The organism is Azospirillum sp. TSH20, from assembly GCF_003115935.1.
Taxonomy (GTDB): domain Bacteria; phylum Pseudomonadota; class Alphaproteobacteria; order Azospirillales; family Azospirillaceae; genus Azospirillum.
Map to the genome: position 1 here is coordinate 1 of NZ_LGQU01000031.1, position 7674 is coordinate 7674.

Sequence of the window (7674 nt, forward strand, 5' to 3'; positions counted from 1 at the left end):
CTAACGATGACATTGACGGTCTGGGCCATGCCGACAGAATCGCACGTCGTCCGCCCCTTGTGAATCCTATGTCTGTGTCAGTGCACTATGATACGCTCGACAGGATCTCTATCCGCGACTACGTGCACGTCGTCGAGGCGACCGAGGCCCACGCGTTGACGCTGCCCCGCCTGTGCGGCGGTAAGAGCCTGACCGCAAACCTGGGCACCGGCCGAGGCTTTTCAGTGCACGAGGTGATCAACACCGTCGGGTGGGTCACCAGTCGGCCGATCAGCGTCAGGCTTACGGACCGCCGTCCGGAAATCCAGCGACCCTGCTCGTCGACGCAACGCACGCACGGCAGGAACTGGGATGGACGCCGGCTTACCCGGATCAGGAGGCTCACATCCGCCATGCGGCGGCGTGGATGCGCCGGACTGAGCGATGTAGTGCCTCCAGAACGCTTATCATCACGCTGAGGAAGTCGCGTGATCGACAACAACATGACGGTCCAGCGACCCTAATTCGATCAAGGTTGAATTCAAATGTCAGCACCGATTAACAATAACTCCGGGTCACACCCGAAAGCCGGCAAAATCGAGCATCTGACCGCTGGTGACGCAGCTAAGCCGGTGTGGCCCCATTCCGAACGCAAATTTCATCTGCCAACCCGGCTTCTTGCAGATCACCAGCTGTTGGAAGCTAATGAATCTACTCTTGAGCTTGACGGCCCGGAATTTATTGCACCGCCAGCCTTCGAAGGGCACGTCGATGTCATAGAAATTGGGAATAGCATTATTTTTATTAGTGGATGGATTTTGGATACGGCAACTGGAGAGCCTCCCAGGAACACGTATGTCTTCCTGCGCGGGACAGAGGCTCTCGCGATAACATCCTTCCATTCCAGAGAGGACTTGCTACAGGCGGGAATTTCGGATGCGCCCTGCACTTTTGCCGTTTGGGTTCCTCACGAGCTTGACGGCGTCTCAGCAGAAGACATTACTATCGGCAACGGCATGCGCTGTTTGAGCATAGCCCCATCGACCCAAGTTCGGCCGCTGAAAGCATGGGGTAAAATCGAGGCTGTTCTTCCGCAGGGCGTGGCCGGATGGATTTTTTGCCCGCCAAACAGGGATACCGATACAGTCGTTCAGCTCTTTGTCGACGGCTCCTTTATCGGCGTGCCTATAGCTTCAATCGACAGGCCAGACATTGCAGAATGGTTCAAGGTAACTGAGGCCCTCTGCAGTGGCTTCATAATTCCGATGAGCGAGATCGTTTCTACGATCCAATCTCAGCAAAAAGTCATAACGCTTTTTGACGGCGCGGAGCATTGTTTTGAATTGCGACATGGCGACCATATTGTTGCATCCCTTGCTGCGTCCGTGAAAAGATCCGTGCGCGGAAAAATAGAGGGCCTTTCGGGAGGCGCCCTAAAAGGCTGGGCTGTTGATACGTACAATCCAGACCATCCCGTCCAACTCGAAGTGCAGGCGGATGGTGTCCCTCTTATTACCATCAGGGCCGACCAGCCGCGAGGCGATTTGCGGCGGCATAAAATATCTGCAAGTTGCGGTGGGTTCGAAGCATATATTCCGATCAGCCCGGCTTGCGAGAGCGATGCGGTAATCCAGGTCGTCGACAAGATAACGGGTATCAGCCTGAATGGTGGCCCTAAAAATCTATCCGACCTTCCGCATTGCTTCCCGATAAGTACCGCTATATCCGCAGAGATTGCGGCTAGCGAGGTCGCGATTATCGTGCCGGTCTACAACGCCGCAGACGAAGTGACAGCGTGCCTCAATTCTGTTGCGAGGTACACTTCTGGTCTTGCGCGCCTTATCGTCATTGATGATGCAAGTCCAGATCCCAGAATACAAGATGTCCTGAGCGCATTCTCTGCGTTCAAGAATATCACTATCATGTGCAACGAAACGAACTTGGGGTTTACCCGAACAGTCAATCGCGGTATCGCTGCAGCGGGTTCGGCGGATGTAGTTTTGCTGAATTCCGACACGATTGTAACTCCTCGATGGTTGGAGAACCTAAAGCAGGCCGCCTATTCCAGGCACCGAATTGCTACAGTCACTCCGCTTTCAGATAATGCCGGCGCCTTTTCTGTCCCGGAGTTTGGACAGGGAAATGCAGTTCCCCAATGGCTGCATCGTGACCAATATGCTAGGCTCATTACTCAGACTGCCGCCACTATTCGCCCCGAAGTGCCGACTGGAAATGGCTTTTGCCTTTATATTCGACGAGATTGCCTGGACGTCGTAGGCGGACTCGATGAAGAAGCATTTCCGCGTGGCTATGGAGAGGAGAATGACTTCTGCATAAGGGCTTTAAGAGCCGGATACCATCATGTCGTCGATGATCGGACAATTGTATACCATAAGCGGTCTGCAAGCTTTGGCGCCGAGAAGAGTGAACTGTATGAGCAGGGCCGCCTAGTTCTTGCTCAGAGATATCCGGAGTACAGGACGCTTACCGGGGTCCTTAGCAGCGGAGTGCCAATGAACTTGGTACGCCATCGGGTCCGCCGCATTCATGCCCATAGCAGCGAAATCGCGGCGACCCGTGGTTTTCCTCGCATTCTCTTTGTGCTCTCAACGAGAACGGGCGGGACACCTCAGACCAACGCTGATCTCATGTTGGGTTTGTCGGACCGCTATGACACTTGGCTGCTCCGGTGCGACGCTTCCGCACTTGAACTCTACGAAATGACTGACGGACGCGAAAGGCTCGTAGCCAAGTCACACCTTGCCGTACCACTCAGCATGGGAACCCATCGGAGCACGCAGTACGACCAGGTATTAACCCAGTGGCTGATTGAATACTCTTTCGAACTAGTTCACATTCGGCATATCGCTTGGCATAGCCTTAGCATGCCTGAAATCTGTAAACGGCTCGAGATCCCAGTGATATTTTCGTTTCACGACTTTTACACTATATGCCCGACTGTGAAGCTTCTTGACGATGTCAACAATTACTGCGGAGGTCAATGCACGCCGAGTGACGGCGAATGCAAGTCTCAGCTATGGAACGGCCCGAAGCCGACGTTGAAGCACAAGTTTATTTTCCAATGGAGGGAAATGATGAAGGGTATGCTATCGCATTGCGACGCGTACGTCACAACTTCCTCTGGCAGCCGCTCCATCATTGCGGATGTGTACCCTCAACTGAGGGAAAAAGATTTTCGAGTGATTCCTCACGGACGCTCTTTCGAGCGTATGCAGACCCTCGCGACCACACCAAGGAAGGATGGCTCCGTTCGAATTCTGGTTCCAGGCAACATCGATACAGCCAAGGGTGCTGACGTGATAATGCAGCTAGCCGCATATGATCGCGCTGGCTTGTTTGAATTCCACATTCTCGGAGATGCAGACCCATCGATTCAGGGCCATAATATAATTAGACACGGGCGCTACAAAAGGGCCGAATTTCAGGAGCGTGCGGCTCGTATCGGACCTCATTTCGGAGCGGTGTTTTCGATTTGGCCGGAAACTTACTGCCACACGTTGACCGAATTGTGGGCTTGCGGCCTACCTGTGCTCGCCTTTGACTTTGGCGCCGTCGCAGAGCGTATTCGGAAGAGTGGCGGTGGCTGGCTCCTGCCCCACGACAACATCGAGCAGCTATACTCTCATCTTTGCTCCTTGGCGCTTGATGATAACCAATATGAAGCTCGGGTGACTGAAGTCAGGGCGTGGCAGCGCGGAGAAGGCAGCGCCAATACGACGGATGCCATGTCCCAAAAATACGACCAGCTCTACCACTCCGTTCTTTGTCGGCGGCGCGCGTTCGGCAGCCAACATGAGCGGCCCGTTGTCGGAGTTGTAAGCATTTCGGATCCAAGAAACCCCCTCAAAGCTCCCGCTTCCACTCACATTAGAATTTGGGAACGAACAGCTAATAGACTAGATCGAGAACTGAGCTTTGTCAGAATGAAGCCTGCGGAGTGCGTAGATCTGCAGAGGCTAAACGACATTGACCTGCTATTGATCCAGAGGAATGCCATTGCGCCCTGGCTTGTTGAGCCTGTCGTATCAGCATGCCGCACTGCCAAGATCCCCATTGTGATGGACCTGGACGATGACCTGCTAGCCGTTCCGGAGGAGAAGGACCCCGACGGTCGTTACGCCTTTGCAAGGAGCGGGATCTTGACCCTAGCCAAAGCGGCTACGTGCGTCACTGTATCAACGACCACCCTTGCGGAGAGGCTTGCGCCCGTCACTAACAAGGTCGTTCACCTGCCCAACTACATCAGCGAACGTCTTTGGCTTTCCCCTCTGGAAGAGGTATCAGATGTCCCGGAGCAGTTGGCACCAAAAAGTGGCGATGAAGTCCGGATCCTATACATGGGGACAGCGACGCATCGCGAGGATCTCGAAATCATTCGCACACCTATGCTCCGCCTGATGGAGCAACACTCGAACGTCCGCTTCTTTGTTATCGGAGGGGAAACTCCGCCGGGCGATTGGTATGAGGCTATTAGCGTGCCCGGTAACCGCACTAATTATCCAGACTTCGTACCGTGGTTGCGCGCGATCTGCCAAACGATGAGTTTTGGCGTGGCTCCGCTCGCCGACACCTTTTTTAACGCGGCCAAATCGGAGCTGAAGTATTTGGATTATGCTGTCGCAGGTCTTGCTGGTCTGTATAGCGACACCGTCAGCTATCGGCAGTGTGTAATCGAAAGCGGTGGAGGACTCTTGGTTCCTAATAATACTGATGACTGGTATTCGGCACTGTGTCGAATGGTGGCTACGCCAGAAATCACGCTACAGCTGTGTGACCAAGCGCGAAACTGGGTAACTGGCCATCGGCTTCTACGTAGGTCTCTTGCTGAGTTTGACCAGTTGCTCTTGCAGCTTGCGCCCACTAGAGCATCACGGGATGTAAGGCACGTTATACAATTGGCAGACTGCGATGCAGACCAATCGAGAGTGATGGAGCCGATATAATGTTGCCAATGCAAACTCGTTTGATGGTACCAAGCATATTCAGACAAAGCCAACGATGATGAACACTGAGCACTTTGATCGTAACTGCATTCTTCTTTCTACGTGGAGCGAGGGAGAAACAGTTGTTCATCTACGAAATCTTGTGCCTGAGATGCGCGGCACTCAGACGATCGCGTTTATCGATAAATCCACGGGGCCCATCAACAACCCACATGACTGGCTAAAGGACGCCATCTCTCTCAACAAAGAAAGCTTCCCCGTCTTTGCATACTATTTGAGCAAGTACAAGTCTGAAGAGGCTATTCGGTTTTTCTTGGCCGTCGCGGCGACCTGGGGAACTAAGAAGCTGGTTGTCGTAGAAAAGCGAACAAACAACAGAATCATAAACGTAATTCGGAAGAGCTCTCTTGCCCTCGATTTAATGTTGCTGGAGCAAGAAGCCGGTGAAAGTATAGTATTTCGTTGTGATAATAATACGCCGTTGCGGCATTCGCCATACCGGTCATCTGAAGAAGAGTACCTTCAGTCCTGGTGCGGCGTGCGCAATGGAAAAATAGCAAATTCTGATATGCTTCTATCTTGTGCAAATGAAGCTCTAAGGGAGAGGGTGGGTTTTTCTTTCATAAGGGTCAATCATTGCGAGCCACGGATGATTGGCTATCCGCTTATGTACTTTAATTCAGATGTATACATAACTACTCGGATACAATGGGGAGCAGAGGACCTTTCTTCTGATGACCTTCGCTACATAAGTTATGAATTACAGAATTCTGTGAGGATGGCCAATTACATTGGAGTTCCCCAGATTAAAAAGCGCATTGAGCAGAAGCTACACATTTTAGAAAACAGCGTATACACCCTTGGGAAGAATCTTGATCTCTTCAATGAGCAATGTTGTTTCACAAATGTTAACGTACATCTTGAGCTCGGATCATCTGAAAGCTTCTTTTCTATGATGCGCAACGCCGAACGCATTGTCCTTATCTCTGGTCGAGATGTTCAGAGCGCGCTCTCCGTGCGGCTCGGGCAATGCACCATTGAATCAATCCCGCTTCCTGCAGAGAAAGAATTTGCTGATCGCGGTTACGCGTGCGGGGTACACTTTCCTACAGTTTACCGAAATGTAGTGAGTGAGATTCGTTCGCGAGATCTTAGAGGATGCCTAGTTTTGGTCGGCGGCGGTATTCTTGGAAAGATATATTGCCGCGAGGTGAAAGAGCGTGGAGGAGTGGCGCTAGATATTGGATCGTTATTCGACGCCTGGGCAGGCCTAAATACGCGGGGAGCGGGCTTTTCAGATCGCCTTCGGCTTTCCCCCACTACACCATCTTTTTAGAGCCTGTTTGACAACCGCTTCAGTGGCAGACTCGGCGAAGTAGCAGGCTTGCCATAGCAAGCTGTATCATGCCGCCGGAGACGTCGATGCGCGCTTCGTAATCGCGAACCAGACGTCTCCAGCGGATCATCCATCCGAAGGTCGTCTCGACCACCCATCGCCGCGGCACGACCTTGAACGTAAGCGGTACGAGCGCACCCTTCTTCCCGAAGTGTCTTCCGTAGCCGAGACTGCGCGCGGGTTCACGGGAGACGGAGGGCACGATGGGAGACGGCGTCAGGCTTCATCCCAGACTTGAAGCCATGAATGAAGGCAGGCCCTATCGTAAGCATCCGCTGAGCGCCGCGGTCAGGCCACTTTCGTCTGCTCGCGGATTGCCTTCCAGTTCCAGGGCAGGAGTTTGTGCAGGCGGGGTTGGGGCATGTCGTTTATGCGCGCCAGCACATCACCGGCTTTCCAGCCAGGGGTGACAGACCGGGCAGCGGCAGAGTATGATCAACCATGGCGAGTGGGCGCTCCGGAAACGGCTGGGATTGGTTTCAGCACCCAAATCCTACGGCTGCTCAACGGATGCCGCTACACCCGCCAACCCTCATGAATTTTTCCGGCTAGTCGTGGCACGATAAATTGATCATAAGCTGCGCAAAACGGCTGCGGTCGCATGACTCAGGCGACAACCACCTTGACTTGCTCCGCACGGACGAGGCCTCTCCATACCGTTTTGTAGACCATCCCTTCGAAAAATTGAGTGGAAAATGCGCATAGCGATGATCGGCACGGGCTATGTCGGCCTGGTCTCCGGCGCCTGCTTTTCGGAGTTCGGCGTGCATGTCACTTGCGTCGACAAAGACGCCGGCAAGATTGAGCGGCTGAAGCGCGGCGAGATTCCGATCTACGAGCCCGGCCTGGACGACCTCGTCGCCCGCAACGTCGCCGCCGGCCGCCTGTCCTTCACCATGGATTTGAAGGAGGCGATGCAGGGCGTCGACGCCGTGTTCATCGCGGTGGGCACCCCGTCGCGCCGCGGCGACGGCCATGCCGACCTGTCCTACGTCTTCGGCGCCGCCGAGGAGATTGCCCAGCATCTCGACCACTACACGGTGGTGGTGACCAAGTCGACCGTTCCGGTCGGGACGGGCCGCGAGGTCGAGGCGATCATCCGCCGGGTGCGCCCCGACGCCGAGTTCGACATTGCCTCCAACCCGGAATTCCTGCGCGAAGGCTCCGCCATCGGCGACTTCATGCGGCCGGACCGCGTCGTCATCGGCGCCACGTCGGATCGTGCGGGCGACGTGATGCGCCGGCTCTACCGGCCGCTCTACCTGATCGAGACGCCGATCGTGGTGACCTCGCTGGAGACGGCGGAGCTGACGAAATACGCCGCCAACACCTTCC

4 protein-coding genes and 1 pseudogene are annotated in these 7674 nt (G+C 54.3%); 4 read left to right on the forward strand and 1 reads right to left on the reverse strand.

Translation table 11 applies throughout. From position 1 onward, the window contains the following. The 3 genes and pseudogenes from TSH20_RS35440 to TSH20_RS34595 all read left to right on the forward strand — a co-directional run. A pseudogene (locus TSH20_RS35440) lies at nt 1-458 on the forward strand (hypothetical protein); the annotation flags it as partial. Nucleotides 459-524: 66 nt separating this feature from the next. Further along, nucleotides 525-4943, forward strand: coding sequence for a glycosyltransferase (locus TSH20_RS09170; protein WP_109074440.1), 4419 nt, complete (start codon nt 525-527; stop codon nt 4941-4943). A gap of 55 nt (nt 4944-4998) precedes the next feature. After that, complete coding sequence (locus TSH20_RS34595) at nt 4999-6279, forward strand: hypothetical protein (protein WP_146205463.1); 1281 nt, start codon at nt 4999-5001, stop codon at nt 6277-6279. Between the two features lie 19 nt (nt 6280-6298). Here the strand turns inward: TSH20_RS34595 and TSH20_RS09175 are convergent, their stop codons facing one another. Further along, a complete protein-coding gene (locus tag TSH20_RS09175; RefSeq protein ID WP_282183568.1) occupies nt 6299-6541 on the reverse strand; it encodes a transposase in 243 nt (80 codons plus the stop codon). Nucleotides 6542-7034: 493 nt separating this feature from the next. On the opposite strand from TSH20_RS09175, the gene TSH20_RS09180 reads away from it, so the two are divergent. After that, the coding region (locus tag TSH20_RS09180) for a nucleotide sugar dehydrogenase (RefSeq protein WP_146207472.1) at nt 7035-7674 on the forward strand (640 nt) is incomplete at its 3' end.

Bases quoted from the DNA above. Each gene is read 5' to 3' on its own strand.
- TSH20_RS34595 (WP_146205463.1), top strand. From the start codon at position 4,999: ATGATGAACACTGAGCACTTTGATCGTAACTGCATTCTTCTTTCTACG.
- TSH20_RS09170 (WP_109074440.1), top strand. From the start codon at position 525: ATGTCAGCACCGATTAACAATAACTCCGGGTCACACCCGAAAGCCGGC.